Origin of the sequence: Synechococcus sp. R6-7 (assembly GCF_047461695.1) — a bacterium.
GTDB lineage: Bacteria > Cyanobacteriota > Cyanobacteriia > Thermostichales > Thermostichaceae > Thermostichus.
Window position 1 is genome coordinate 1 of sequence record NZ_JANSHS010000484.1, and the last position, 1868, is coordinate 1868.

Genomic DNA, 1868 nt, shown 5'->3' on the forward strand with positions numbered 1-1868 from the left:
TCTATCCTTCAGTCGAGCTTCTGGGTACTGGTCTCCGTCTTGCTGCAGGGCAGCCGAGTCTATCTTGCGCTTGCGGGTCTTGACTTTTGTCGGCCTCAGGTCCTCTCGGTTCAGCCAGCGATAAACTGTTGCACGACTAACCTTGTTCATCCGTGCAACTGCTCCCTTCCTGGACATACCCTATGACTCTCTCTCAGGTCTAAGCTTCCTCCTGAGGTCTACCTCCATGCCTTCTTAGCTGCAGGGCCGTCTCATTCTTAAATGAATTGACCCTGTTCCTAACCTGTGGGGCTCTGGGGTCTTGAGCTTCAGCCTCCTATGGGGAAAGTGGGGGGAGAGCTGTATCTCAAATTAAGTTCGAATTGAGGTCAGCATTAGCGGCGGAGAGGCTCAGAAATGGCCACCACATCCTGCAGAAACTGATCCTGTTGCTGGCGCAAAATGCCCAGGTCGGGGCCTTGGTTGAGCAGGACAAAGTGGATGCCATTCGGCAGCTGCCCCATCGTCATCAGCCGATCCGCAGCGGATCCCACCTGAGCCACCGTGCCTGGGGGCAAGGTGCGCGCCTGCAGGGTGCTGTGGCCAGTGCCCGCTCTGGGCAAGATCCGAGTCGGATCCCCATCTGTGAAATCTACCAGGTGTTCCCAGAGATGAGCTAGGGCGCGGGGGGAAAGGTACAGCGCTCGCCCTCTTTGCCCCAGGCGAATGTCTTGCTCGGCGGGGGCCATTTGGGAATCCAGGCGGGAAATGGGCTGAGCCACCAACCGCTGCCGCAGGTACTCCAGCAGGGCTGTTTCGCCCCCCAGTTCCGCCAACAGGGCTTCTGCCATGGTTCGGTCGTTGCTGCCATTGAGGATCTGCAACAGGGATCCCAGCCGTAGCGAGGTGTAGCTGGCCAGGCAGTGGGCGTCCGCGGGGAGGGCTGTTAGGACTGACACCGAGCCGCGAATGACAACCGGATGGGGTTGTTGAGTATTGCTGAGGAGTTCTGCCAAACGCTGAGCGCCGCCCAAAGGATCGGGTTGGCCCAGCAAACGGAAGGGGGGCAACACCTTCACATCCCCGTCGATCTGGCGAATGTTGAGGCTATGCAAATGGCGGGCCAGCTCTGCCACATTCGCTTCCGTGAAATAGGGATCCCCGCCACCCACCAGGATCAAATCTCCCGTCAAGCGATGGCCCAACCGATGGCCTGTGGTGTAGAAGCGGGTCTCAAAGCGATGCTCGTAACCCCAAGTCTCCAGGGCCATCAAGCTGATGGCCAACTGATCCAAGGCTCCCACCGGCAAAGGTCGCTCCAGCCCATGCTCCGCCAACAGCTCCCCTTCCGGCGTCCAGAGCAGGATCCCCTGTTGAGAGAGCGCTCCCCCTTGGGCCGCCAATCCTTGCAAAAAGCCGGACAAGACCGAAGCGTAAGGAGAATCTTCCCACTGCGGCGATTGGGCGCGGGGCCACCAAGGGGGAAGGCCCGGAGTCCCACTTGGGGAAGGCAGCGGCGGCGGTGGAGTGGGGATGGGGGGGAAGGGATTCTGAGTCAATGTGGGAGACTCGACTTCAGCACCTGTGGGGTTGCTCCAGCAGGCCCCCAAGGCCAAAGCACCAGCTAACGGGATCCCTGCCCAGAGGAGACGACGATGGGGGCGCAACCCCTGTGGGATAAGCGGCATGATGACCTCACAAAGACACTTGCAAAGGACAACGGGCTGGCAAAAGACTTGACGCTACTCTAGTGCCATCCGAACTGCCTTGGCAAATCCCTGTGCCAGCCTTTTCCAGCGTTATCGACTCCGGCCAAGGCAAGCCCATCTTTTGCTTGTCAGGGATCCCAGTCGGCTGTGACGTAAACTACCCGACACCAACCGCTAGGC

The 1868-nt window shown here is 59.7% G+C and carries 2 protein-coding genes; both read right to left on the reverse strand.

What is annotated here, in order from left to right:
* The coding region (locus NW815_RS13125) for an IS630 transposase-related protein (protein WP_414416100.1) at nucleotides 1–177 on the reverse strand (177 nt) is incomplete at its 3' end.
* Between the two features lie 197 nt (nucleotides 178–374).
* The gene (locus NW815_RS13130; RefSeq protein WP_414391165.1) at nucleotides 375–1667 is read right to left on the reverse strand and encodes a D-alanyl-D-alanine carboxypeptidase; all 1293 of its coding nucleotides are present in this window, start codon (nucleotides 1665–1667) and stop codon (nucleotides 375–377) included.
* Nucleotides 1668–1868 lie beyond the last annotated feature (201 nt).

Coding starts and splice junctions, on each gene's coding strand:
- NW815_RS13130 (WP_414391165.1), bottom strand. CDS start 1,667: ATGCCGCTTATCCCACAGGGGTTGCGCCCCCATCGTCGTCTCCTCTGG.